Here is a 22,256-nt window from a genome sequence, read left to right as displayed (position 1 = left end):
AGCATGAGCACCGCCGACGCCCGACCGCTCGCCATCGCCATTACGACTGGCGAGCCGGCGGGCGTCGGCCCGGAACTGACGGCGGCGGCACTCAGGCAGGCGCGCGAGCGCTGGCCGTCGGCGCACTTCACGGTGCTCGGCGACCGTGCGCTGCTCGAAGCGCGCGCCGGCGCGGGCTGGCAAGAGTCGCACGGCGCGGTCGAGATCGAGCATCACGCGCTCGCCGTGCCCGCCGAACCGGGCAAGCTGAATGCGGCGAACGGGCGCTATGTGCTGGGTCTGCTCGATGCCGCCATCGACGGCGCTGTTTCCGGCCGTTTCGATGCCATCGTCACCGCGCCGCTGCAAAAGAGCACCATCAACGATGCCGGCGTTCCCTTCACCGGCCATACCGAGTACCTCGCCGAGCGCACGAACACGCCGCGCGTCGTGATGATGCTGGCGGGGTCGAGCGAGCGTCCGTTGCGCGTCGCGCTCGCGACCACGCATTTGCCGCTGAAGGATGTGTCCGCGGCGCTGACCATCGATGGCCTCGTCGAGACGCTCGCCATCATCAATCACGATCTGCGCGCGCATTTCGGTTTGTCCGCGCCGCGCATTCTCGTCACCGGTCTCAATCCGCACGCGGGCGAGAACGGTTATCTGGGCCGCGAGGAAATCGACGTCATCACGCCTGCGCTCGAACGCGCGCGCACGCTCGGCATCGACGCGCCCGGACCGTATCCCGCCGACACGCTGTTCCAGCCGCGCTATCTCCAAGACGCCGATTGCGTGCTCGCGATGTTCCACGATCAAGGCTTGCCGGTGCTGAAGTACGCGACGTTCGGCGAGGGCATCAACGTGACGCTCGGCTTGCCGATCATCCGCACGTCGGTGGATCACGGCACCGCGCTCGATCTCGCGGGCACCGGCCGCGCCGATCCGGGCAGCATGATCGCCGCGATCGACGCCGCCGTCACGATGGCGCGTCACAAGCGTCACACGCGCGCGGCGTGATCCGGCGCCGCGCGCCGCTTCCTTCAAACGAGTATGTCGACCAAACATCAAGGCCATTTCGCGCGCAAGCGCTTCGGGCAAAACTTCCTAGTCGATCAGGGCGTGATCGATTCCATCGTCGATGTGATCGCGCCGAAACGCGGCGAGCGCATGGTGGAGATCGGGCCGGGCCTCGCGGCGCTCACCGAGCCGCTGATCGCGCGGCTCGCCACGCCCGAGTCGCCGCTGCATGCGGTCGAACTGGATCGCGATCTGATCGGCCGTCTGGAAAAGCGTTTCGGCGACAGGCTCGTCGTGCATTCCGCCGATGCGCTCGATTTCGATTTCGCGTCGCTCGCGCTCGAAGGCGAGGACAACGAAAAGCCGACGCTGCGCATCGTCGGCAATCTGCCGTACAACATTTCCAGTCCGCTGCTGTTTCACCTGACGACGTTCGCGCACAAGGTGATCGACCAGCACTTCATGTTGCAGGACGAAGTGGTGGACCGCATGATCGCCGAGCCCGCGAGCAAGGATTACGGGCGTCTCTCGGTGATGCTGCAATACCGCTACGTGATGGACAAGCTTCTCGACGTGCCGCCCCAGTCGTTCAATCCGCCGCCGAAGGTGAATTCCGCGATCGTGCGCATGATTCCCTTCGCACCGCACGAGTTGCCCGAGGTCGACGAAACCGTATTGAGCGACGTCGTGAAGGCCGCGTTCGCGCAACGCCGCAAGGTGCTGCGAAACAACCTGGGCGCGTATCGCGACACGATCGATTTCGACGCCCTCGGCTTCGATCTCACGCGCCGCGCCGAAGAAGTGCCGGTGGCGGAATTTGTCGCGCTGGCGCAGGCGGTTCAGCGCTCGAAGGTCTGAACGCAGCCGCCATCCGTCAGCAATTTCATCAGCCGTTCAAGTCGCGCGCGCTGTTCGCGTTGCAAGCCGTGCGTCGCGCTCACCTGTTGCACGCGCGTGCGCCAGTAGGTCTGGCCGAACAGCGAATTCGCACCTTCCGCCGACAGCACGCGCTCCAGATGCCCGATCGCGGCATCGACATTCCTGAGCGTGTAGGGGCTCGTGATCGTGGCGTGCCGCTCGAGTGTTTCGTTCATCGTTATCCTCGTGTCGCGTTGAATCCGAGCGGCCGATTCTGCGAGCGGGAAGGGACATTCGGCGTCCCGAACACGCAAATGTCGATCGGGACGCGATGTGTCCGGATCGGCTGCTACGATCGTCGTCCCCATCGGTGCGGGACAGAAAGACATCCTTCAAGGGAAGACAGCATGCGCTTTATTCACGCGGCGGACATCCATCTCGACAGCCCGTTGCACGGCCTTTCCGCCTACGCGGACGCACCCGCGGACATGCTGCGCAACGCCACGCGCGAGGCCTTCTCGAAGCTCGTGTCGGCGGCGATCGACGAACAGGTCGATTTCATGGTGATCGCAGGCGATCTCTACGACGGCACCTGGCGCGATCACAACACGGGCATCTTCTTTTGCCGCGAAATGGGCCGGCTGCGTCGCGCGGGCATTCCGGTCTACGTGCTCTTCGGCAATCACGACGCCGAGAGCGAGATGACGAGTCAACTCCGATTGCCCCACAACGTCCACACGTTCTCGACGAGAAAGCCGCAGACGTTTCGCATCGACGATCTGAAGGTCGCGTTGCACGGTCATAGCTTCAAGGAAAAGGCGGTCACGACGAATCTCGTCACCGCGTATCCGTCGCCTGTCGCGGGGTATTTCAATATCGGCGTGCTGCATACGGCGCTCGAAGGCGGTTCGATGCACGCGAGCTACGCGCCGTGCTCCGTCGCCGAACTGCACGCGAAGGAATATGACTACTGGGCGCTCGGTCACGTGCACGATTACGCGATGTGGCAGGACGCATCGACCATCGTTTTTCCGGGCAATCTGCAAGGGCGCAATATCCGCGAGACGGGCAGGCGCGGCGCGGTGATCGTCACGGTGTCGGATACGGAGGAGGTGAGCGTCGAGCGGCTTTTCATCGACGTGCTGCGTTGGGAATCCGTGACGGTGGACGCATCGCAGGCAAGCACGCTCGATGAAGTCGCGCTGGCTGTCGGGCGTGAGCTCGAAGCGCTCGTCGAGTCTTCCGCGTCGTCGGTGCCGCACGCGGTGCGCGTGACGATCACCGGCGCGACACAGGCGCACGGCGAGCTGTTCGGACTGGAGACGCAATTGCGCGTGGAAGTGCTCGCGCAGATCGCGGCGATCAGCCACGACCGGCTGTGGCTCGAAAAAGTGAAGATCGCGACCAAGCCGCTCGCGCGCAGCGAACCGGCAACCGGCCGCACCGATGCGCTCGCCGATCTTCACGGCCTTCTGATCGAAGCCGAATCGGACCCTGAGTTTTTGAGCATGCTTAAGGAACGGCTCATCGCGCTGGCCGCGCAAGCGCCGAGCGAATTGCATAAGTCGGTGCCCGAACTTGAGCACGTGCGCAACGGCGAACTCGCTAGGCTCGTCGGCGAAGTGCGCTCGGGGCTGATCGCGCAGTTGTCGGACGCGGAGTAAGCCATGCGCATCGGCAAGCTCGAACTCATCCGCTACGGCAAGTTCACCGATCACGCCGTCGAGTTTCCGGCGGTGGAACTTGATTTCCACTTCGTCGTCGGTCCGAACGAGGCCGGCAAATCGACCATCAAGAACGCTATTTCCGAGCTGCTCTTCGGCATGCCGCACAGCTCGCCGCTCGCGTTCGTGCATCCGCAAAGCGATCTGCGGCTCGGTGCGTCGATCGAAACGAGCGGCGAGACGTTCGCGTTTCATCGCACGAAGAGCCGCAAGTCGTCGCTGAATGCGCCGAACGGCGACGCGCTGCCAGCCGATGCTTTGGCAGCGTTTCTCGGCGCGGCCGACAAGGGTTTCTTCGAGCAGATGTACTGTCTGAATCACGAGGCGCTTCGGCGCGGTGGCGACGCCATTCTCGATGCATCGAGCGATGTCGGGCAGGTTCTGTTTCAGTCTGCGGCGGGTATCGCAAGCCTGGGCGACGTGCGCCAGCGTCTCGCGGAAGAAGCCGACGGCCTGTGGGCGAAGCGCAAGTCAGGCTGTGCGTACAACATCCACCGTAAGCAATACGACGAAGCCACCGACGAACTGAAACTGGCCAGCGTGCGCACTGCGAAGTGGACGCGCGCGCATGACGCGGTCGAAGAAGCGGAAGAAAGGCGCCGCGAGCAGGACGCGCGCCGCGCGGAACTCGAAGCACAGCGCGGCAAGCTCGAACGCGTGAGGCGCGTTGCACCGTATTTGAACGTGTGGCGCGAGAAGGCAGCGGAATTGCGCGAACTGGGCGATGTCGTCGATCTGCCCGCGAACGCCGAAGCGACGTTGCAAAGCGCGCTGAAGCAGCACGCGGCCGCGCAGAGCGCGTTCGACGTGTACGCGGAAAAAGCCGAACAGTTGCAGGCGGATCTGGGCGCGGTCCATATCGATCATGCGCTTCTCGCCGCGCAGGCGCGCATTCGTGCCCTCGACGCCACGGGACAGCGCTGCGCGAATCACGCGAGCGAAATCGCGCGGCTCGAACAGGAAGTCGCGATGCGCCTGAAGCAAGTCGCACGGGACGGCACGCAACTCGGGTGGCCGCAAGACGAGGCGGGCACGCGCCGCGCGATGCCGGGCGCGCTCGCGCTGCAAACGGTCACGAGTCTGATGCTGGAGCGCGGCGAACTCGAACTCGCCGCGCGCAACGCGGAACGGTCAGCCGACGAATGCGCGGCGCAGATCGATACGCTGAAATCGAAGCTGGCGGCGATCGCGGCCGGCGATGTGTCGCCGGGTCTGCGTGCCGCGTTGCGCGCGGCGCAGAAGTATCGCGACAAGAGCGCGACGATGAAGCGCCTCGAAGACGCGAAGCGCGACGCGAAGCAACTGCTCGACGCGAACATGGCGTCGCTCGGCCGATGGTCACGCTCCATCGACGAATTGAAGGCGCTGTCGCTCCCGACAGCCGAGCGCCTCGCCGCACTGCGCGCGGAACGGCAAGATCTGGTCGCGCGGCTGACGCTCGCGGCCGATCGCGCGAAGGAAGGGCAGGACACGCTCCACGTCACGCGCACCGAGCTCGACGATCTGGTCGAAACACACGATGTCGTGACGAGCGATCAGGTGCGCGAAGCACGCGCGTCGCGCGATGCGGCGTGGCACGCGATCAAGTCCGGCGACTTGGCGCTCGATGACGCCGCATCCGGCTTCGAAACTGCGATGCATTCTGCGGATGGCTTGGCCGATCGTCAGCTCGGCTCTGTCGGTTACGCGACGCAGCTTGCGGCATTGAAGCGCCGTGTCGCGAGCGAAGAATCGACGCTCGCGCGGCGCGAACAGAGCGCGCGCGAAGCCGAATCGGCGCTGACGACATTCGACGACGCGTGGCGCGCGCTCGCCGCGCAATCGCATATCGCGGACATGTCGCTCGACGATGCGCCGTCATGGATCGCATCGCGCGACAAGGCGCTGGCGGCGGCGCAGGCGCTCGATGCGCGCACCGAAGAACTCGCGCGCGAATCCGCCGATTCCGACGCGCGGCGCGACGAACTCGCGCGACATCTCGCGGAAGCGGGCGCACAGCCCGATGCGCGCGCCGATCTCGACATGTTGTGCGACGTGGCGGAGACGCACATCGGCGCGATCGACGAGGCGGCGATGAAGCGGCGTCATCTCTCGACGCAACTCGACGAAACGCACGCCGAGCGCATCGCGCGGCAAGGCGCTGCGAAAGCGGCTCGCGAAGCATTCGAGCGCTGGCAACGCGAGTGGTCGGAGGCGATCGCGAAAGCGGGTTTCGCGAATGTGGCGGATTCGCAGGCGGCGGCCGAAGCGGCCATCGAGATCGTGAAGAGGATCGGCGAGCAGCTGACGCAGATCGAAACCATCCGCAGCGGACAGATCGACGCCAAGCGCGCCGAACTCGCCGCACTCGACGCCGAGGCATCGCAACTCGCGCGCGAACTCGACGAATCGCTCGCAACATTCGATGCGAACGCGATCGCGACGGAGCTGTCGGCACGCCTCGATCGCGCGTCTGCCGCACACGCCGAACTGGAGCGCTTGAAGAAGGAGCATGCGTCGGCGAGCGAACAGGTGAGCCACGCCCGCGCCGACGTGGAAGCAGCGAAGGCCATGCTGCGTCCGCTCTACGATCTGGCCGGCGTCGATACGCCCGACGTGCTCCAGGCGTTGATCGTTCAGTCGCAGAAAAAGCGCGAGCTGATCGCCGATGTGGACGACGCGCGCGCCGCGCTCATCAAGGGCGGCGATGGCCTGTCGCTCGACGAACTCGTCGCGGAAGTGGAGGGCGCGGACATGCCGAACGTGCAGGCGGAGCTGTCGCGTATTGGCGCGGCGCTCACCGAGTCCGTGAAAATCGCGACCGACACCGCAACCGCGCTCGATGCCGCACGCCGGGAACTCGACGCCATTGCAGGCGAAGCGAATGCCGCGCGCGCCGAAGCGAAGCGCCAGGAAGCGCTCGCCGCGATGGCCGATGCCGCCGAACGCTTCGTGAAGGTCGAGACGGCTTCGACGCTGCTCAAGTGGGCGATCGACCGCTATCGCGAGCGCCGTCAGGGCCCGATGCTCTCACGCGCGAGCACGATCTTCTCGGAGCTCACGCTTGGCATGTTCTCGCGGCTCGTCGTCGACTACGATCGACAGCCGATGGCGCTGTCCGCGATCCGCGCGAGCGGCGAACATGTCGACATCGCCGGGATGAGCGAAGGCACGCGCGATCAGCTCTATCTCGCGCTGCGGCTCGCGGCGCTGGAGGAACATGGCGAGAAGGCGTCGGCGTTGCCGTTCGTCGCCGACGATCTCTTCATCAATTTCGACGATGGCCGCGCGCGTGCCGGCCTGCGCGTGCTCGCGCAGATCGCCAAACGCACGCAGGTGATCTTCCTGAGCCATCACGATCATCTGGTCGATATCGTGCGCGACGTGTTCGGGCCGCAGGTCAACGTGCGTTATATGGGCTGAAGCATGCGGTCGAGCCGCATCAGCGTCTCGCGCGCGCCGCCGGCGATGCCTACGCCCAAGCCCGGCGCAGTCGCGTGCTCGCGTGGATTGATACGGATCACGCGCGGTCCGTTGCGCTCGCTGAAGCGCCGGACCGTCGGCAGCGCGCGCCCCGCGCCAAGCTCGATGACCACGAGGCTCGTCACGCCGTGCAGCCAGGCAGCCAGCCTTTGCTCCTGTTGCGCGGTGTGCGTGCCGATCCAGTGCCAGTCGCCGAACATGAGGATGTTCGGACGCGCGAGCGCGCCGCAATGCGGGCAGCGCGGCATGTCGTTGACGAGCTCGCAGCGCGTCTCGTCGACGATCGGATCGAAGCCCTCGGCGGACCAGATGTCGTTCGTGCAAGCGTCGATGCATTGCAGCGAATCGATCGCGCCGTGACACTCGGCCACGCGCTCGGGCGCGAAGCCCGCGCGCTGGAACTGGCCATCGACATTGCTCGTAAAGACGAACGCGCCGTGCGGCATGCGCGCGTCCCAGCGCTTCAGCACATGGAAGCCGTCATGCGGCGCGGTCGCGCGATACAGCGCGAGTCGGTGCCCATAAAAGCCCCACGCGAGCCGCGGATGCCGCACGAAGCCTTCGGGATTTGCCATCTCCTCGAACGAAAAGCCGTGACGCCGCAACGCCGGGTATGCGCGCCAGAAGCCTTCAGGACCGCGAAAATCCGGCAGCCCGGAGTCGACGCCCATGCCCGCGCCCGCGGTGATCAGCAGGCCGTCGGCATGACGAATCCATTCACTTGCCTGCTCGAAGTGCGCGGCGTCGTTCATTGCGAGTCTGCCTGAACATAGCGGCTCGCGAGCTTGCGATAGTCTTCCGCGAATTCATCGCGCAGACCTTGCGGCGCGAGAATCTCGACGCCCGCGCCCAGCGCGCGCAGCCACCAGCGCAGCTTGAGACTCGGCGTCACGGTGCCCGTGACTTTCATGCGGCCATCGGGAAGGCTGTCGATTTGCTGATCCTTCGACATCGGCGATTCGCGCAACTGATTACCCGCGTTGCCTTCGAAGGCGAGTTCGAGCAGCACCGGCGGCTCGGGCAGGAAGTCGAACACCTGCTGCGTCTCGATGTATTTGCGCAGCTTGAAATCGTCGGGGTACGTGAAGGATTCGCCGGACTCCGCCACCGAGCGGATGCGCTCGAGCCGGTAGAGCGCGCGCGTCCATTCCGTTTCGCCTTTCTCCGGACGCGGCGCGCGATTCGGGTCTTGCGCGACCATGTACATCACGCCGGCCGATTCGACGAGCGCAAGCGGCCAGAGCGTCTTCGTCTTCGGATCGTTGCCTGGTTCGGGCTGTTGCTCCGCCTTGTACGCCGGCCGATATTGCACGAGCAGTTCACGCTCGAAGAACGTAGCGGTCGCGACAGTCTGAAAGATCTCCGGACGCAGCTTCGGGCGGATCAGCGTGAAGGCGCCGTCGACGGAATCGATCTTGTCCGCCCACGCGCGATAAATGCGGCTGTCCGCCTTTTCCTGCGACAGCCGCGATTCGGCAGCCTTGAAGAGCGGATCGATGTCGCGCGTGACGGCGTTCGGCAGCTTGTTGCCCGCGAAGCGCTGAAGAATGTGAAACGCCACCGCTTCGGACGCGCTCATCAGCCCGCTGACGCCTTCCTGCAACCCGTGCAGCCACGGCTTGCGCTGCCAGAGCAGTTCGCGGCCGTTGAGCATCGACACGACGCGCGAATCGGCTTCCAGCGCGGTCAGATGGCGCTGCACCTTCTTCGTATAGCCGACGCGATGCCCGCGCTCTTCGAGACGCCTGCGAACTTCGGGCGTCGACAGCCAGGCGGTCGCGTCCCGTTCAGTGGGCAGCACGCGGAGGATGGCTTCGTCGAGGCTGGAGGTCATGGACGCGCAAGGGTGGCGGGAACGACTCCGATTATAGGAAGAGTTGAGACATTTTGTGTCTCGAAGGGAGAGGCGGGGACGGGCTCGCAGCGAAGCGAAAGCGCAAAACAAAAAGCCCAGTCGCAATGACTGGGCTTTCTGCCTGATTCTTTGGTAGGCCGTACGGGATTCGAACCTGTGACCAACGGATTAAAAGTCCGCTGCTCTACCAGCTGAGCTAACGACCCGAAAGAGGCGAAATTATAATCTCAAATTCCGGGTGCCGTCAACCCGGTTCGTCGAAGAACGGCCTGATTCTCGAAAGAAAAACGCCCGCGGCTGCATAGCCCGCGGGCATTCTCCTCGAGAGGCGCGAACGATGATGCTTCGCTTACTTCACCTGCGACATCTTGCTTTGCGCGCTTTGCGCGACTTCCGTACCGGAGTACTGCGAGATGATCTGTTGCAGCGTCTGCTTGGCAGCCGCCTTCTGGCCTTGCTCGATCTGGTTGTTCGCGATTGCGAGCAACGCCTCGGGCGCTCGCGGATGCGTCGGATAGCTCTTCACCAGATCCTGCCAGATCGCCGTCGATCCCTTGTAGTCGCGCTGCGCATAGAGCGCATTGCCGAGCCAGTAACGGGCAGTGGGCTGATACGGGCTCTGCGGATACTTCGCCACGAACGCCTTGAAGGACGCCGCGGCGTTCTTATAGTCACCGTTACGGAATTGAGTCGACGCTGCGTTGAACGCTTCCGTCTCGCCGGGCTGCACCGAACCGGTTACGCCGTCGATCGTCTCTTGCTGCGGCTCGAACTTCTTCAAGCGCGTGTCGAGATCGGCGTAATAGTCCTTCTGCTGTTTTTGCAGCGTTCCGACCTGATTGGCCAGATCCTCGTTCTGGCCGCGAAGCGTCGCGACCTGCTGATTGAGCTGGTCGATACGGTTCGATTGATCGAGGATCGTGCGCTGTGCCGCCTGCAACTGATTGGACAGGCTATCAGTTTTCGTGCGCAGGTCGAGCACGGCTTTACGCGCTTCGTTGTCGTCGAAGACGCCGGCGTGCGCGGGCACGCTGAGCATCGTCGAACCGAGTACGCACGCGGCTGCGGCCACGCGCAGCAAGGGAAAGCGATACAACATAGGGCGACTCACCCGTGGGTTACGTTAAGTTGATTACTGCTGGTACACGAGGTCCGCACGGCGGTTCTGTGCCCACGACGATTCGTCGTGACCCGTCGCCGTCGGCTTTTCCTTGCCGAGGCTCACGGCTTCCATCTGCGAATCGGCGACGCCCATCAGCGACATTGCGCGACGCACGGCTTCCGCACGCTTCTGGCCGAGCGCCAGGTTGTACTCGCTCGTGCCGCGTTCGTCGGTGTTGCCCTGGATCAGGACGTGACGCTCCGGATGGCTCTTCAGATACGACGAGTGTTGTTGCAGCAGCGGCTGATAGTCGTCCTTCACGGCATAGCTGTCGAAGTCGAAATAGATGCTGCGCTTCGCGAGCGGGCTGTTCGGGTCGTTCAGCGGGTCGATGTTGACCTGCTTTACGTCCGTCGGGTTCGGCTGCGTGCCGACTGCACCTTTGTTCTGGCCTTCATCGAGCTTCACGCCCGAGTGACACGCCGCCAATGCGCCGACCATCGCAACTGCCAGGCCGATACGAAGTTTCGACATCATGGTACCTCTCCTTGTGTTGTAGCTGAACGTTGTTTGTGAAACGTTATTGCTGGACTTATTGCATGAACGGACCCCAGGACGGCTCGCGCACCACACCGCCCTGTACGGACAAGACTTGCCGCGTACGACCGTCGGTCGAAACGGCTGCCAACACGCCACGTCCGTTCACTTGGGTGGCGTAGAGGATGTACTGACCATTCGCCGCGAAGCTCGGCGATTCGTCATGCGTCGTGTCGGTCAGCCCCGTCGCCGTGCCGGACGCGAGGTCCTGCAGATACAGCTTGAAGCCGCCGCCAGTGCGCGAAATGTACGCAAGTTGCTTGCCGTCCGGACTCACGCGCGGGCTCGTGTTGTACGCGCCTGCAAACGTGACCCGCTGGGCCGCGCCGGCGCTTTCACCCGCCGCCGGCATCTTGTAGATCTGCGGTTGGCCGCCGCGATCGCTCGTGAAATAAATCGAGTTGCCATCAGGAGAGTAGTACGGCTCGGTGTCGATGGAACTGCCTTGTGTCAGACGGCGCAGGCCGGAGCCGTCTGCGTTGACTTCGAAAATCTGCGTGTTGCCGGTGCGCGAGAGCGCGACCGCGAGCTTGCGGCCGTCGGGCGACCACGCCGGGGCACTGTTGTTGCCCTTCTGATTCGACACGACCACGCGACGCCCCGTCGGCAGATCGTGGATGTACACCACCGGCTTCTTCTTTTCGAACGACACGTATGCCACCTTCGTGCCGTCCGGCGACCACGCCGGCGAGATGATCGGCTCCGGGCTGGAAAGCGCGATCTTCGCGTCCTGTCCGTCCGAATCCGAAATCTGCAATTGATAACGGCCGCCCGTCTGAATCACATAGGACAGACGCGTCGCGAACACGCCGCGGCCGCCGAGCAGCTTCGCATAGATGTAGTCCGCGATCTTGTGCGCGCTCATGCGCAGGCCGCTCTCGGCGCTGACGAGCGACAGGCCGCCCAGGTTCTGCTGCTTGACGGTGTCGTAGAGACGAAAGCGCACTTCGTACTGGCCGTTCGGCAGCTTGTTCACGCTGCCCGAAACGAACGCGTCCGCGCCTTTTGCCTTCCAGGCGCCGAGATCGACCGAATCGGTCTCTGACACCGGCGCGCTGCCGGCGTCGATATTCGTGAACTTGCCGCTTCTCTGCAGATCTTGCCGAATGATCGCGCTGACCTGCTGCGGCGAACTCGCTTCATTGGCGAAATTGGCTGTCGCGATCGGAAACTGGGTCGAACCGACGCCGGTCACGAGTACGTTCAACTGGGCGTGTGCGGCGGTGCCGGCTGCGATCAGGCAGGATGCGACCAGCGTTTTCAGGCCAAGCTTCGTCATCAAACTCATGCTGTATAGGTTCCAGATAAAAGCGTTTTCAAGTGTCCGCGGACTGCAGAACAGACCCGCGGTCGCACAATTCGTTCCCGCCCAAAGCGGCTCTCATGCCGATCGCGCGAGCACTGCATCAGCCTCCGGCCGGGCGCAGCGTGATCGTGAATGAGCCGGGCGCTTTGCCGTCGATGTCGACGGGCATCGGGTCGGAATTCTGTACTGCACGCAACGCTGCCGCGTCCCATTGCTCGTTACCGCTTGAACGGGTGATAGCTGCGGATAGCAGTGTGCCTGTAGGCGAGCAGCGAACTGAAACAACCGTTTCGAGCCCGGCGGTTTCGCCGCCCCAGTGGATGTTCGGCCGCACGCGACGCTGCACCTTCTCGGCGTATCCCGGCGAGGTCGCATTGCCGCCCGCGCCCTTGCCGGTGCCGCTCTTCGCCAGCCCTTCGCCGCTTCCCGCCGTGCCGCCGCCCAGCTGACCCTGCAGTTGCGCGAGGCGCGCCTTGCGTTCGGCATCGACTTTGGCCTTCGCTTCCGCATCGGCCTTGGCTTTCGCCTGCGCCGCAGCCTTCGCTTTGGCGTCGGCCTCAGCCTTGGCCTTGGCTTGCGCATCGGCCTTCGCCTTAGCTTCCTGCTGTTCCTTCTGGTCCTTGAGCTGTTCCTGCTTCTGCGCTTCGGCCTGCTGTTGCTGGCGCTGCTTGTCCTGCTGCGCCTTCTGTTGCTGCTTTTGCAGTTCGGCCTGACGCTGCTGCTCGATCTGCTTCTGCTTGTCCTGCATCGCCTTCTGCGCGGCGGCCGCTGCGGCGAGTTGCTGCTGACGCTTCTCTTCCGCTTGCTGACGCGCCTCTTCCTGCTGACGGCGCTGCTCCGCGAGCTGCGCCTCGCGGGCGGCCGCTTCCTGCTGCTTGCGCTTCTTTTCCTGCAACGCGATGTCCGCGTCCTCGTCCTTCGCGGGCGGCGGTGCGGGCTGCACCTTGACCGGGGCGGGCGGCGGCGGAGCGGGGCGGGGAGTCGGCGTGGACGTGTCAGGAATCTCGGTCCAGATTTCCGCTTCCGAACCCGCGGGCGTGTTGTTCTGCCAGTTGATGCCGTGGTACAGCAGCCAGCCGAGCAACAGGTGCATCAACGCCGCGAGCGCGAACGCCCGGCCCGTGCCACGCTCGCGCGGCGGGCGAATCGGTCGCGCGGACGATGCGCGTGTCTGCCTGTGCAAAAGAGTCATTGCGATTTGACGAGCAATCCGACGCGCTTCACGCCGCGGGCCTTCATATCGGACATCACGTTCATCACGACTTCATATTTCACGGTCTTGTCCGCCGCGATCACGACGGGCTGATCCGGATGCGATTCCTGACGATTGAGCACGAAGGTATTCAACTCTTCCTTCGTCATCTTCTGCTCCTGCGTCGCGCCGCCTTCTTCCTTGTAGCGGACGTTCATGCTGCCGTCCGCCTTGATGTTTATGACGAGCGGCGGCTGCTGCTCCTGCGGTTGCGCATTGCCGACGGTCGGCAAGTTGATGATGGACGGTGAAACGAGCGGCGCCGTCACCATGAAGATGACGAGCAGCACGAGCATTACGTCGATGTACGGCACGACGTTGATGTCGGACATTGCGCGGCGCGAACTGCCGCGCATGCTGGAACGAATGGGGCCTGCCATCGCGACTCCTTGCTTAGTGCGCCTGACGCTGCAGGATGTTCGAGAACTCTTCGATGAAGGTCTCGAAGCGGATCGCCAGGCGATCGATATCGTGCGCGTAACGGTTGTATGCGACCACGGCCGGGATCGCGGCGAAGAGGCCGATCGCGGTTGCGACGAGCGCCTCGGCGATGCCCGGCGCCACGTTCGCGAGCGTCGCCTGTTGCACGTTTGCGAGTCCGCGGAAGGAATTCATGATGCCCCAGACGGTGCCGAAGAGACCGATATACGGACTCACCGAGCCGACCGAAGCGAGAAACGCGAGATTCGCCTCGAGCACGTCCATTTCGCGCTGGAACGCGGCGCGCATCGCGCGGCGGGAGCCGTCGAGGATCGCGCCGGGATCGGTGATGCGGCGCTCCTTGCCCTTCAGGAATTCGCGCATGCCGGATTCGAAGATACGTTCGAGCGCGCCGATGGTGTGGCGGTTGTTCGCCGCGCTCTGATAGAGCGCCTGCAGGTCGCCGCCCGACCAGAAATCGCGCTCGAAGCGCTCGGTTTGCGCGCGCGCGCGCCGAATGGCAAACCACTTGCGGAAAATGAAGGTCCACGACAGCAGCGACAGCAGCAGCAGCAGCGCCATCACGGCCTGCGCGAGCAGGCTCGCGTGAATGACGAGAGAAACGATCGACAGGTCTTGTGTATTGTTCATAAAGGTCCGCTGTTACGTCCCGAAAAGGGGCGTCCGGTCAAAGCGTCATGCTTTCGTGAAAAGGATGTGAATCAAACGAAAGCCGCGCCGCGGCCGGCTCGTGCTCGTTAGTGCTTCCACTGTCCCGATGCATTGGTTCGCTTCGGGGTGCGATGAGTTCATCGTTCAGGCTCGATCCTGGTTCGCGCCGCATGACGCGGCGGCGAGCGCGGCGTGCGGGCCGCGTTTCAATCCGTCGAGCACCGCATCCGGAATGGCGGCCGGACGAACCGACGCGCGATCCACCGACGCAACGCGAATGTCGCCGCTCGCGAGCAGCACGCCGTCGCGCCACGCTTCCTGATGAAAATCCACCGATGCGCGCCCGAGCCGCTCGATACGGCTCAAGACGCGAATGACGTCATCCAGGCGCGCCGGCGACGAATATTCGACGGACGTGCGTCTCACGACGAACACGACGCCGTTCGAATCCGCGAGGCGCTGCTGGTCGATGCCGCATGCGCGCAACCACTCGGTGCGCGCCCGCTCGAAGAACTTCAGGTAGTTCGCGTAGAAGACGATGCCGCCGGCGTCGGTGTCCTCGTAATACACCCGAACCGGCCATTCGAAAGTCAACGGATCACTCACCTTTGCGCCGCTCCGCACGCGCGGAGGCGCTCGAGCGCGCTCCGGCTTGCTTTTTGACAAATATTCATCGGCGGCATTTTACCGGAACCGGAAGCACGACTGCCAAATCCTTAGGCATATCTCGGATTCAGCCGCGGTGAATTTGCAACGGAGCGAAGCTTTGCGCGATCGGCATCATCTCGATTGCGTTGATGTTGACGTGCGCGGGGCGCGTTGCGATCCAGTAGATCGCATCGGCGATGTCCTCGGGTGTGAGCGCCTGCACGTCTTTATAGACCGTCGCGGCTTTGCTGTCGTCGCCCTTGAAGCGCACGTTGGAAAACTCGGTGCCGCCCACCAGTCCCGGTTCGATGTCGGTCACGCGCAGCGCGGTGCCGGCGATGTCGGCACGCAGGTTCAGGCTGAACTGCCGCACGAACGCCTTGGACGCGCCATACACATTGCCGCCGATGTACGGATACGTGCCGGCCACCGAGCCCATATTGAACACGTGGCCGCGATTCCGCTCGATCATGCCCGGCAGGATCGCGTGCGTGACGGTCACGAGACCCGTGCAGTTCGTGTCGATCATGTTCTTCCAGTCGTCGAGATTTGCGCGTTGCGCGGGTTCGAGACCGAGCGCGAGACCGGCGTTGTTCACGAGGACATCGATCTGGGCGAACGCTTCCGGCAGCGACGCTATGGCGTTGCGCACCGCGTTTTCGTCGCGCACGTCGAGCTCGACCGGCAGAAGCGCGTCGCCGAGCTCGTTCGACAGCGCGACGAGCCGCTCCTTGCGGCGCGCGGCGGCGATTACGCGATGGCCGCCTTTCACGAAAGTGCGCGCGATGGCAGCGCCGAATCCGGCAGACGCGCCGGTGACAAAAACGATCATGAGCGGACTCCGAACGGAATGAGATGAGTAAAGCCGGAGCGCGCCGGGAAGCGCGTCCGTCGACGGCGCAAAGGGTACTTCCATTGATGCGGCGCGGCAAGCAATCGCGGGTGCGAACGATCGTGCTTTTGAGGCGCCTATATGCGCCCTGAAATGGTCGGGAAGCCGGTTGCCTAAAGCAAGTCCGCCCATTAAACTACAACGCTCAAACCCCGCGTGACTGGCGATAGAATCTTCGGATTCAAGGTGGAGCGACCCACCAGGAAGCGCGGAGCGTCGTTTTGCCGTTCGCCTGGGCAGCTGAGATCCGCACGCCGTCGCTGCGTTGCCGGTGGCTGTCCGTTCCGCGAAACCGGATTCATCCTCTATCCGTCGCGCCTGGACTCCATCGGTTTCCAGCGTCTTTTGCGTCTGCTTCGAACGTGGCGCACGCGCGATCCGGTCAACCTGTTTTGATCTCACGGAAAACGTATGTTTGACAGAGCCGAAAGTACCCTCGCCAATGTCGATCCCGAATTGCTCAAGGCGATCGAGCAGGAAAACCGTCGCCAGGAAGATCACATCGAGCTGATCGCGTCGGAAAACTACACGAGCCCGGCCGTGATGGCCGCGCAGGGCTCGCAACTCACGAACAAATACGCCGAAGGCTATCCCGGCAAGCGCTACTACGGCGGCTGCGAGTATGTCGACATCGTCGAGCAACTCGCAATCGACCGCGTGAAACAGCTCTTCGGCGCCGAAGCCGCGAACGTCCAGCCGAACTCGGGCTCGCAAGCCAATCAGGGCGTGTTCTTCGCCGTGCTCAAGCCGGGCGACACGATCATGGGCATGAGCCTCGCCGAAGGCGGTCACCTGACGCACGGCTCGCCGGTCAACATGTCGGGCAAGTGGTTCAACGTCGTGAGCTACGGCCTGAACGAGGCCGAAGACATCGACTACGAAAAGACCGAAGCGCTCGCCAAGGAACACAAGCCGAAGCTGATCGTCGCGGGCGCGTCGGCGTTTGCGCTGAAGATCGACTTCGAGCGTCTGTCGAAGATCGCGAAGAGCGTCGGCGCTTACTTCATGGTCGACATGGCGCACTATGCCGGTCTCGTCGCAGCGGGCGTATATCCGAACCCGGTGCCGCACGCCGATTTCGTCACCACGACGACGCACAAGAGCCTGCGCGGCCCGCGCGGCGGCGTGATCCTGATGAAGGCCGAATTCGAGAAGCAGATCAACTCGGCGATTTTCCCGGGCATTCAGGGCGGACCGCTCATGCACGTGATCGCCGCGAAGGCCGTCGCGTTCAAGGAAGCGCTGTCGCCGGAATTCAAGACTTATCAACAGGCCGTGATCGACAACGCGCGCGTGCTTGCGGAAACGCTGGTGAAGCGCGGCCTGCGCATCGTATCGGGCCGCACTGAAAGCCACGTGATGCTCGTAGATCTGCGCGCGAAGAAGATCACCGGCAAGGCCGCGGAAGCCGCGCTCGGCGCCGCGCATATCACGGTCAACAAGAACGCCATTCCGAACGATCCGGAAAAGCCGTTCGTCACGAGCGGCGTGCGCCTCGGCTCGCCCGCGATGACCACGCGCGGCTTCGGCACGAAGGAAGCTGAGATCGTCGGCAACTTGATCGCCGACGTGCTCGACAATCCGGAAGACCAGGCGAACATCGAGCGCGTGCGCGCGCAAGTGGCCGACCTGACCAAGCGTTTTCCGGTCTACCGTTAATTCGCGAGCACAACGCCGATGCGCTGCCCATTTTGCCGACACGAAGATACCCAGGTCGTGGATTCTCGCGTGTCGGAGGATGGCGCGGCCATTCGGCGGCGAAGGCGCTGTCCCGCGTGCGACAAGCGCTTCACCACGTATGAGCGCGTCGAACTGGCGCTGCCGACTGTCGTCAAGAAGGACGGCAGCCGCACCGAGTTCGACCGTCGCAAGATCGTCGCGAGCATGCAGCTTGCGCTGAGAAAGCGTCCGGTCGCAGCCGACGCGATCGACGCCGCCGCGTCGCGCATCGAGTATCAGCTGCTCGGCAGCGGCGAGCGCGAAGTACAGAGCGAACGTCTTGGCGAACTCGTCATGAACGAGTTGCGACAGCTCGATACCATCGCTTACGTGCGTTTCGCTTCTGTCTATAAGCGTTTCGAAGACGTCTCCGAATTCGAAGACGTGCTCGAAGAATTCCGGCGTGCCGCGCCGAAGAAATCGACTTCGCGCAAGCGCTGATCCGTTCCGCATCGTTTCCCTCCCAAGCCTGATTTTCTGTCATTCGCTCGCGCAGTGTGCCGGGCATCGGGCGGCGTGAACACTCGGCCATTCGGCTAATGGCGGCGTGCATTCCTTTTCGCTAGATTGCGTCTTTCGGCTCGATTCGATCGATAAGGATTGCAGATGATCAACGCTTCAAATCAAGGTTTCACGCTCGTCGAACTGTGCGTGGTGCTCGCCGTGATGGCGATCCTTGCGACGTTCGCCGCGCCGTCGTTCGTCGCTTGGCAGCTGCGCGATCAGGTCGATGCGCGGGCGCGCTCGCTCTTCTCCACGCTCTCGCTGGCCCATGCCGAAGCCGTAAAACGCGGCGCGCGCGTCACGCTTTGCCGGATCGATGCGTCGCGTCATTGCCTGACGGCCGGGCGAAGCTGCGAGGCCGGCGTCACCGACTGGTCGTGCGGATGGGGCCTGTTCGTCGATCGCGATGGCGTTTCGACGCTCCTGCGCATGCAGCCGGCGATGACGTCGGTCGCCATCGCCGGGACATCGACCGAACTGTCTTTCACGCCGCCCGCGGGGCAAGTGATCGGCGGATTCCGCAGTTTCGACCTCGGTCCGCGCGGCGCAGATTCGGCCGCGAATGCCACATCCCGTCGATGCATACGGCTCGCGGCAGGCGGCCGGGCACGCATGACGCAGGGCGCTTGCGGAGCGTCGGCATGAAGGGCGCACAGCGGGGCGATTCGCTGATCGAAGTGATGATCGCGTTGACGCTCGCGGCGGTCAGCGCGCTCGGGCTCGTCGCCGTGCAAAGCGCGCTCGCGCGCGGCGAGCGGGCGGCTTTGCTGCGCGAACGTGCGGCGCTGATCGCGGATTCGGTCGTCGAAGGCATTCGCCGCGACGCGGACCGGGCCGCGATCGTGTCGCAATGGCAGGCGAGGGCGTCGTCGATGCTGCCCGCGGGCGATGTCACGGTCTCCGATCGTGCGGACGCCGTGCGTATCGCGACGGTGAGCTGGCGTGCTGAAGATCGGTCCGACCCGTGCCCCGAGCCGCAGGCAAAACCGCTCACTTCGTGCATCGCGGTGGCGTTCGCGCGATGACTTCACGCTGCTTCTCATCGCGCGGCCATACGCTGCTCGAAATGACGATCGCGCTCGCGCTCGGCATGTTGATCGTGACGGCGTCGCTATCGCTTTATCGCGGGCAGCGCGCCGCGTTCGATCGCGCCGCCGACGCCGCCCGCATCCACGAAGCCGGATCGACCGCGCTCGACATGCTGGGCCAGCAACTTCAGATGGCCGGTTTCGCGTCCGGACCGGATTCCAACGTCGAAGCATCGATATTCGGTTGCGCACAAGGCCGCGTCGTCGGCGCGGAGTCGGCGGCATCGTGCGAGTCGCTTGCCGGACATTCCGACGGCCTGCAAGTTCGCTACGCCGCCGACGTCGTGTCCACATGGCCGTCGAGCACAGGCGTGCCGACGGATTGCATCGGCCAGACCGTCTCCGATGCCATCGTCACGAATCGCTTTTATGCGAAGGCCAGCAGTTCGACCGGCGAGCCCGAGCTTTACTGCGAGGGCGGCGGCAAGCAGTCCCAGCCGATGGTCGAAGGCATCGAACGGATTCGCGTGATGTACTGGCGGGCGGGCGCGCCATCGTCACTGGACGCTTCGGGTATCGCGCGCGACCGCTGGCGCGATGTCTACGGCGCGGACATTTGCGTCGTCGTACGTGGGTTCGCCGCGAACGCAAAGCGGAGAACGAACTATGTCGATTGCAACGGCTCGCCGACGTATGCCGACGACGGCCGCGTTCGCCAGGTTTTCTGGCGGCGCATCGCGATACGCAATTCGCCGGCGATGACATCCGGAGGCGCGCAATGAAGCGACGTTCGCGAACACACGGCGCCACGTTGCCGATCGTCCTGATCCTCACAGCGATGATGCTGGTGACCGCAAGCGCCTGGTTGCAGACATCGACCGTGGCGGGCCGCGCGACCATCGCGACGCGTGAGCGCGCGCAGGCGTTCCATGCAGCGGACAGCGCGCTGATCCGATGCAGCCGGATGCTGTCCCTCGCGCTGCCGTCGACGAGCCAGTCGAAGGACGAACCGTCCCGATGGCGCGCGAAGACATCGTTCGAAGGGCCGACCGCCGCCGCGATCACGCCGTTTCCGGCCTGGCCGTATGCGCGTCGCGCGCCGCAGTGTCTGATCGAATCGTGGGGAAGCGGATCCTATCTGGTCACGTCGCGAGGTTTCGGCGCGACTGCGGATTCGGAGGCGTGGCTTCAGCTTCGGACCGATATCGCCGATGGCGTGAGCACGCAGCACTGGCGGCGCGTCGTCGCCAGGCCGTTTTGAGGAAACGACATGAACGGACGCAAGAACAAAAAGGGTTTCAGCCTGCTGGAATTGGTGATTGCGCTGGGCGTCGCCGCGATCATCGCGACGTTCGCCATTCCCACGTATCGAACGCATGTGGCGAAGGCGCATCGACTCGACGCGGCGTCGGCATTGACGCGCGCAGTTCAGTTCGTCGAAACGACGCGGCTCGCGCAAACGTCGGAAAGCGGTGAAACGCTCACGCTCGGCGCCGGTTTCGATCGCGCGCCGCCCAGCGGGACGGCGGCCTACAGCGTCGCGGTGCTGCCGGAATCGCCGACGAATGGCGGCTATGCGATCGAAGCCGTGCCCGTCGCACCCGGCGCGATGCAGGACGACGCTTGCGGCGCCTTCGTCATCGACGCGACCGGACTACGCTGGAATCACCCGCCCGGATCGACCACGCCGCTCGATGCGGCACAGTCGACGTCCTGCTGGGCGGGAAAGGGTTGATGCGATGAAATCAGAAGACGGTCGGATCGACGGCGTCGGTCGAAGTCTCGGGCGCGGCGTTCTTCATCTGCTGATAGATGCGCCAGCCTTCCCATCCGGCAAGCGCGAGGCCACCCCATTTGAGCACGGGCTTGGCGCTGTGCAGCAACTTCGTCCTCACGGGTTTGGTGAGAACGAGCGACGCGACCGAGCCGACGATCGGGTACCGCTTGAGCAGCAGTCCGATATTGCCCGAGCCGAGCAGCGAACGGAGCACGCCGCCGATACCGCCCGACGACGCGCGGCGCTTGCCCCAGCCTCGCGAGCCGCCGCCCGGCAGAAGGAAGCGCAGGAAACTGAAATGCGTGACGGACGAGCGCAGATCGTGTGTGGCTTGCCGCAATTCCATGCGCTCGACATCCGCGCGGGCGATCAGCAGTTCCTTGCGCAGCGCGCGCATGTGCGGCGTGCGCAGTTTCTGCATTTTGTCGCGCTTGGGCGATTTGAAGGTGTCTTCGTGTTGGCTCATGGCTTGGGTCGGGCGCGGAGATCAGCGGAACGTGTCGCGGTCCTTGCGGAATTCGGCGAGCGTGTCGTCGAACATGTTCGGTGCATCGAGCAGACTGCTGCGCGCGCGTAGACCGCACGCAATGGCAATCAGCGCATACAGCAGCGTGATGCCGCCGAGCGCCTGCCAGCGATAGGTGTCCCAGAAGAAAATGGCGATCAGCACCGTCAGCGAGATGAGCGCCATCATCGCGAGCATCATTGCGGCGAGTCCGAGGAAAAGCACGCCGAGGAGACGCTCCTTCTCCTCTTGAAGCTCGATACCGATGAGTTCAAGGCGCGTCTCGAAGATGGCGAAGGCGGAGCTCAGAATTCGTCGCAGCGGTCCGGGGGACGATTGCTGCGTGGGCCGATCGGTCGTCATGGCTTGTATGCGAGAAGCGCGTTGATGCCGCTTTTTTGTGGTTCCGGTCGGCGCATTAAGCGGCCGGCCGGTGCGAGTGTCGAGCCGCGCGCCCGGGCAAGGCGCTCGCGGTTCAGTTCAACGGGACCGCGACTAGAAGCAGGTTAGCAATCCGCGGGCCATCGAGATGAAACGGCCGTTACTTGCGGTTGATCAGAAGCCCGATCACCATGCCGAGTCCCGCCGCAATGCCGATAGACGCCCACGGATGCTCGTGCACGTAATCGTCGGTGGCGCGCGCGGCTTTCTTGCCTCGCTCGATCACGACGACCTGCGCGTCGGCGGCTTTTTCCTTCGCTTGCTTGAGGCGCGTGAGGGCTGTCTCGCGCAGTTCGGAAGCGCGTTCACCGGTGGCGGTAGCCGCTTGCTTCAAGAGATCTTCGGCGTCAGCGAGTACGGTTTTGATATCCGACATGAATCGCTCCTTGTTGAGTTCTGACATTAAAGGCTCCAATCGGTGAGGTTACGCGCATCGTAACCAAAGATGGGATCGCTGACGAGGAGGCGTGCATCCTGCCGGGCGGATTGACGCAGGTT

The 22,256-nt window shown here is 64.0% G+C and carries 25 protein-coding genes, 1 tRNA gene and 1 riboswitch; of the genes, 11 read left to right on the top strand and 15 right to left on the bottom strand.

Going from position 1 to position 22,256, the window contains the following annotated elements:
• Nucleotides 1-3: 3 nt before the first annotated feature.
• Entirely contained in the window at nt 4-996 is a 993-nt protein-coding gene (gene pdxA / locus NCS28_RS11215; protein ID WP_250513892.1) for a 4-hydroxythreonine-4-phosphate dehydrogenase PdxA, read from the top strand.
• A 33-nt stretch (nt 997-1,029) separates the two neighbouring features.
• Nucleotides 1,030-1,854, top strand: coding sequence for a 16S rRNA (adenine(1518)-N(6)/adenine(1519)-N(6))-dimethyltransferase RsmA (gene rsmA, locus NCS28_RS11210; protein ID WP_250490303.1), 825 nt, complete (start codon nt 1,030-1,032; stop codon nt 1,852-1,854).
• Here rsmA and NCS28_RS11205 read toward each other — a convergent pair.
• Complete coding sequence (locus NCS28_RS11205; protein ID WP_250513891.1) at nt 1,836-2,090, bottom strand: hypothetical protein; 255 nt, start codon at nt 2,088-2,090, stop codon at nt 1,836-1,838. The genes rsmA and NCS28_RS11205 overlap by 19 nt on opposite strands.
• Before the next feature lie 171 nt (nt 2,091-2,261).
• Between NCS28_RS11205 and NCS28_RS11200 the strand changes: the two genes are divergently transcribed.
• Together NCS28_RS11200 and NCS28_RS11195 are read left to right on the top strand one after the other, a co-directional pair.
• Nucleotides 2,262-3,518: a metallophosphoesterase family protein gene (locus NCS28_RS11200; RefSeq protein ID WP_250513890.1), complete on the top strand. Its 1,257-nt coding sequence runs from the start codon at nt 2,262-2,264 to the stop codon at nt 3,516-3,518.
• A 3-nt stretch (nt 3,519-3,521) separates the two neighbouring features.
• The gene (locus NCS28_RS11195; RefSeq protein ID WP_250513889.1) at nt 3,522-6,980 is read left to right on the top strand and encodes an ATP-binding protein; all 3,459 of its coding nucleotides are present in this window, start codon (nt 3,522-3,524) and stop codon (nt 6,978-6,980) included.
• Here the strand turns inward: NCS28_RS11195 and NCS28_RS11190 are convergent.
• From NCS28_RS11190 to ydfG, 11 genes are all read right to left on the bottom strand, one after another.
• The gene (locus NCS28_RS11190; protein ID WP_250513888.1) at nt 6,968-7,792 is read right to left on the bottom strand and encodes an SIR2 family NAD-dependent protein deacylase; all 825 of its coding nucleotides are present in this window, start codon (nt 7,790-7,792) and stop codon (nt 6,968-6,970) included. The genes NCS28_RS11195 and NCS28_RS11190 overlap by 13 nt on opposite strands.
• Nucleotides 7,789-8,874: a helix-turn-helix transcriptional regulator gene (locus tag NCS28_RS11185; protein ID WP_250513887.1), complete on the bottom strand. Its 1,086-nt coding sequence runs from the start codon at nt 8,872-8,874 to the stop codon at nt 7,789-7,791. The genes NCS28_RS11190 and NCS28_RS11185 overlap by 4 nt, the downstream gene beginning before the upstream one ends.
• A 151-nt stretch (nt 8,875-9,025) precedes the next feature.
• Nucleotides 9,026-9,101 (bottom strand) — tRNA-Lys (locus tag NCS28_RS11180).
• Between the two features lie 143 nt (nt 9,102-9,244).
• Complete coding sequence (gene ybgF / locus NCS28_RS11175; protein ID WP_250513886.1) at nt 9,245-9,994, bottom strand: tol-pal system protein YbgF; 750 nt, start codon at nt 9,992-9,994, stop codon at nt 9,245-9,247.
• Nucleotides 9,995-10,027: 33 nt separating this feature from the next.
• Nucleotides 10,028-10,534, bottom strand: a complete 507-nt coding sequence (pal, locus tag NCS28_RS11170; RefSeq protein ID WP_008342807.1) for a peptidoglycan-associated lipoprotein Pal — start codon at nt 10,532-10,534, stop codon at nt 10,028-10,030.
• 55 nt (nt 10,535-10,589) lie between these two features.
• Nucleotides 10,590-11,882, bottom strand: coding sequence for a Tol-Pal system beta propeller repeat protein TolB (gene tolB, locus NCS28_RS11165; protein ID WP_250513885.1), 1,293 nt, complete (start codon nt 11,880-11,882; stop codon nt 10,590-10,592).
• 118 nt (nt 11,883-12,000) lie between these two features.
• On the bottom strand, nt 12,001-13,092 hold the full coding sequence (gene tolA, locus NCS28_RS11160; protein WP_250513884.1) for a cell envelope integrity protein TolA: 1,092 nt from the start codon (nt 13,090-13,092) through the stop codon (nt 12,001-12,003).
• A complete protein-coding gene (gene tolR / locus NCS28_RS11155) occupies nt 13,089-13,532 on the bottom strand; it encodes a protein TolR (RefSeq protein WP_250513883.1) in 444 nt (147 codons plus the stop codon). The genes tolA and tolR overlap by 4 nt, the downstream gene beginning before the upstream one ends.
• 13 nt (nt 13,533-13,545) lie before the next feature.
• On the bottom strand, nt 13,546-14,223 hold the full coding sequence (gene tolQ, locus NCS28_RS11150) for a protein TolQ (protein ID WP_016346195.1): 678 nt from the start codon (nt 14,221-14,223) through the stop codon (nt 13,546-13,548).
• 165 nt (nt 14,224-14,388) lie between these two features.
• A complete protein-coding gene (gene ybgC / locus NCS28_RS11145) occupies nt 14,389-14,850 on the bottom strand; it encodes a tol-pal system-associated acyl-CoA thioesterase (RefSeq protein ID WP_250513882.1) in 462 nt (153 codons plus the stop codon).
• Nucleotides 14,851-14,977: 127 nt separating this feature from the next.
• On the bottom strand, nt 14,978-15,724 hold the full coding sequence (gene ydfG, locus NCS28_RS11140) for a bifunctional NADP-dependent 3-hydroxy acid dehydrogenase/3-hydroxypropionate dehydrogenase YdfG (protein WP_250513881.1): 747 nt from the start codon (nt 15,722-15,724) through the stop codon (nt 14,978-14,980).
• A gap of 206 nt (nt 15,725-15,930) precedes the next feature.
• A riboswitch (ZMP/ZTP riboswitch) is annotated at nt 15,931-16,029 on the top strand.
• Between the two features lie 166 nt (nt 16,030-16,195).
• Here ydfG and glyA point away from each other — a divergent pair.
• From glyA to NCS28_RS11105, 7 genes are all read left to right on the top strand, one after another.
• A complete protein-coding gene (gene glyA, locus NCS28_RS11135; protein WP_250513880.1) occupies nt 16,196-17,443 on the top strand; it encodes a serine hydroxymethyltransferase in 1,248 nt (415 codons plus the stop codon).
• Between the two features lie 18 nt (nt 17,444-17,461).
• Complete coding sequence (nrdR, locus tag NCS28_RS11130; RefSeq protein WP_250513879.1) at nt 17,462-17,944, top strand: transcriptional regulator NrdR; 483 nt, start codon at nt 17,462-17,464, stop codon at nt 17,942-17,944.
• 165 nt (nt 17,945-18,109) lie between these two features.
• Nucleotides 18,110-18,652, top strand: coding sequence for a GspH/FimT family pseudopilin (locus NCS28_RS11125; RefSeq protein WP_250513878.1), 543 nt, complete (start codon nt 18,110-18,112; stop codon nt 18,650-18,652).
• Entirely contained in the window at nt 18,649-19,032 is a 384-nt protein-coding gene (locus NCS28_RS11120; protein ID WP_250513877.1) for a type IV pilus modification PilV family protein, read from the top strand. Before NCS28_RS11125 ends, NCS28_RS11120 begins: the two co-directional genes overlap by 4 nt.
• On the top strand, nt 19,029-19,817 hold the full coding sequence (locus tag NCS28_RS11115) for a PilW family protein (RefSeq protein WP_250513876.1): 789 nt from the start codon (nt 19,029-19,031) through the stop codon (nt 19,815-19,817). Before NCS28_RS11120 ends, NCS28_RS11115 begins: the two co-directional genes overlap by 4 nt.
• A complete protein-coding gene (locus tag NCS28_RS11110; protein WP_250513875.1) occupies nt 19,814-20,296 on the top strand; it encodes a pilus assembly PilX family protein in 483 nt (160 codons plus the stop codon). Before NCS28_RS11115 ends, NCS28_RS11110 begins: the two co-directional genes overlap by 4 nt.
• A 9-nt stretch (nt 20,297-20,305) precedes the next feature.
• The gene (locus tag NCS28_RS11105) at nt 20,306-20,770 is read left to right on the top strand and encodes a type IV pilin protein (RefSeq protein ID WP_250513874.1); all 465 of its coding nucleotides are present in this window, start codon (nt 20,306-20,308) and stop codon (nt 20,768-20,770) included.
• Between the two features lie 10 nt (nt 20,771-20,780).
• Here NCS28_RS11105 and NCS28_RS11100 read toward each other — a convergent pair whose 3' ends face one another.
• From NCS28_RS11100 to NCS28_RS11090, 3 genes are all read right to left on the bottom strand, one after another.
• Nucleotides 20,781-21,278 (bottom strand): DUF3318 domain-containing protein, encoded by a 498-nt coding sequence (locus NCS28_RS11100; RefSeq protein ID WP_250513873.1) that lies wholly within the window; start codon nt 21,276-21,278, stop codon nt 20,781-20,783.
• A gap of 21 nt (nt 21,279-21,299) precedes the next feature.
• Nucleotides 21,300-21,680, bottom strand: a complete 381-nt coding sequence (locus tag NCS28_RS11095) for a phage holin family protein (protein ID WP_250513872.1) — start codon at nt 21,678-21,680, stop codon at nt 21,300-21,302.
• A gap of 178 nt (nt 21,681-21,858) precedes the next feature.
• A complete protein-coding gene (locus tag NCS28_RS11090; RefSeq protein WP_250513871.1) occupies nt 21,859-22,161 on the bottom strand; it encodes an ElaB/YgaM/YqjD family protein in 303 nt (100 codons plus the stop codon).
• Between the last annotated feature and the right edge of the window lie 95 nt (nt 22,162-22,256).

The sequence above is a fragment of the Caballeronia sp. INDeC2 genome, assembly GCF_023631325.1.
In the GTDB taxonomy this organism is placed as follows: Bacteria; Pseudomonadota; Gammaproteobacteria; order Burkholderiales; family Burkholderiaceae; genus Caballeronia.
This window is presented reverse-complemented; position numbering and strand designations above follow the sequence as displayed.

Bases quoted from the DNA above. Each gene is read 5' to 3' on its own strand.
- NCS28_RS11100 (WP_250513873.1), bottom strand. From the start codon at position 21,278: ATGAGCCAACACGAAGACACCTTCAAATCGCCCAAGCGCGACAAAATG.
- pdxA (WP_250513892.1), top strand. From the start codon at position 4: ATGAGCACCGCCGACGCCCGACCGCTCGCCATCGCCATTACGACTGGC.
- NCS28_RS11205 (WP_250513891.1), bottom strand. From the start codon at position 2,090: ATGAACGAAACACTCGAGCGGCACGCCACGATCACGAGCCCCTACACG.
- ydfG (WP_250513881.1), bottom strand. From the start codon at position 15,724: ATGATCGTTTTTGTCACCGGCGCGTCTGCCGGATTCGGCGCTGCCATC.
- NCS28_RS11190 (WP_250513888.1), bottom strand. From the start codon at position 7,792: ATGAACGACGCCGCGCACTTCGAGCAGGCAAGTGAATGGATTCGTCAT.
- NCS28_RS11115 (WP_250513876.1), top strand. From the start codon at position 19,029: ATGACTTCACGCTGCTTCTCATCGCGCGGCCATACGCTGCTCGAAATG.
- NCS28_RS11110 (WP_250513875.1), top strand. From the start codon at position 19,814: ATGAAGCGACGTTCGCGAACACACGGCGCCACGTTGCCGATCGTCCTG.
- NCS28_RS11125 (WP_250513878.1), top strand. From the start codon at position 18,110: ATGATCAACGCTTCAAATCAAGGTTTCACGCTCGTCGAACTGTGCGTG.
- NCS28_RS11120 (WP_250513877.1), top strand. From the start codon at position 18,649: ATGAAGGGCGCACAGCGGGGCGATTCGCTGATCGAAGTGATGATCGCG.
- ybgF (WP_250513886.1), bottom strand. From the start codon at position 9,994: ATGTTGTATCGCTTTCCCTTGCTGCGCGTGGCCGCAGCCGCGTGCGTA.
- nrdR (WP_250513879.1), top strand. From the start codon at position 17,462: ATGCGCTGCCCATTTTGCCGACACGAAGATACCCAGGTCGTGGATTCT.
- rsmA (WP_250490303.1), top strand. From the start codon at position 1,030: ATGTCGACCAAACATCAAGGCCATTTCGCGCGCAAGCGCTTCGGGCAA.
- NCS28_RS11185 (WP_250513887.1), bottom strand. From the start codon at position 8,874: ATGACCTCCAGCCTCGACGAAGCCATCCTCCGCGTGCTGCCCACTGAA.
- NCS28_RS11105 (WP_250513874.1), top strand. From the start codon at position 20,306: ATGAACGGACGCAAGAACAAAAAGGGTTTCAGCCTGCTGGAATTGGTG.
- tolA (WP_250513884.1), bottom strand. From the start codon at position 13,092: ATGACTCTTTTGCACAGGCAGACACGCGCATCGTCCGCGCGACCGATT.
- pal (WP_008342807.1), bottom strand. From the start codon at position 10,534: ATGATGTCGAAACTTCGTATCGGCCTGGCAGTTGCGATGGTCGGCGCA.
- NCS28_RS11200 (WP_250513890.1), top strand. From the start codon at position 2,262: ATGCGCTTTATTCACGCGGCGGACATCCATCTCGACAGCCCGTTGCAC.
- tolB (WP_250513885.1), bottom strand. From the start codon at position 11,882: ATGAGTTTGATGACGAAGCTTGGCCTGAAAACGCTGGTCGCATCCTGC.
- NCS28_RS11195 (WP_250513889.1), top strand. From the start codon at position 3,522: ATGCGCATCGGCAAGCTCGAACTCATCCGCTACGGCAAGTTCACCGAT.
- tolR (WP_250513883.1), bottom strand. From the start codon at position 13,532: ATGGCAGGCCCCATTCGTTCCAGCATGCGCGGCAGTTCGCGCCGCGCA.
- glyA (WP_250513880.1), top strand. From the start codon at position 16,196: ATGTTTGACAGAGCCGAAAGTACCCTCGCCAATGTCGATCCCGAATTG.
- NCS28_RS11095 (WP_250513872.1), bottom strand. From the start codon at position 21,680: ATGACGACCGATCGGCCCACGCAGCAATCGTCCCCCGGACCGCTGCGA.
- NCS28_RS11090 (WP_250513871.1), bottom strand. From the start codon at position 22,161: ATGTCAGAACTCAACAAGGAGCGATTCATGTCGGATATCAAAACCGTA.
- tolQ (WP_016346195.1), bottom strand. From the start codon at position 14,223: ATGAACAATACACAAGACCTGTCGATCGTTTCTCTCGTCATTCACGCG.